1 protein-coding gene is annotated in these 597 nt (G+C 68.3%); it reads right to left on the reverse strand.

The window, feature by feature from the left end:
* Positions 1 to 167: 167 nt before the first annotated feature.
* A partial coding sequence (locus tag ACTXGO_RS15895) for a CheR family methyltransferase (RefSeq protein ID WP_443575201.1) occupies positions 168 to 597 on the reverse strand: 430 nt, incomplete at its 5' end.

Here is a 597-nt window from a genome sequence, read left to right on the forward strand (position 1 = left end):
GATGATGACGTCCGGCACCTCGTCGTGGATGCGCCGGGCCGCGATGAACGGGTCGGCCGCCGTGCCCAGCACGGTGATGTCGGGGGCCGCCTCCAGGATGCCCACCAGGGTCTGCCGGACCAAGGCGGAATCGTCCACGATCAGGACGCGGATCGGCGCGCCCCGCCTCACGCGACCGCGCCCGGGGTCCGGCCGAAGATGGTCGAGGAGACCTGCGTCAGGCCCGGCACCCCGGCCCCGGCCATCGATTCCGAATGGCCCACCACCAGGAAGCCGCCGGGGCGCAGATGCGTGGCGAGCCGGGACAGCACCGCCCGCTGGGTGTCCTTGTCGAAGTAGATCAGCACGTTGCGGCAGTAGATCACGTCGAACTGGCCGAGCGACGCGAAGCTGTGCAGCAGGTTGAGCTGGCGGTAATCCACCATGGAGCGCAGGCTCTGGGCGATCTGCCACTGCTCGCCGATCTGGGTGAAGTACTTGATCAGCCACTGCACCGGCAGGCCGCGCTGGACCTCGAAGTGGCTGTAGAGGCCGAGCTTGGCCTTCTCGATCACTTCGGTGGACAGGTCGGTGGCGACGATCTCCACCTGCCATCCG

The sequence above is a fragment of the Psychrobacter sp. T6-1 genome, assembly GCF_052258445.1.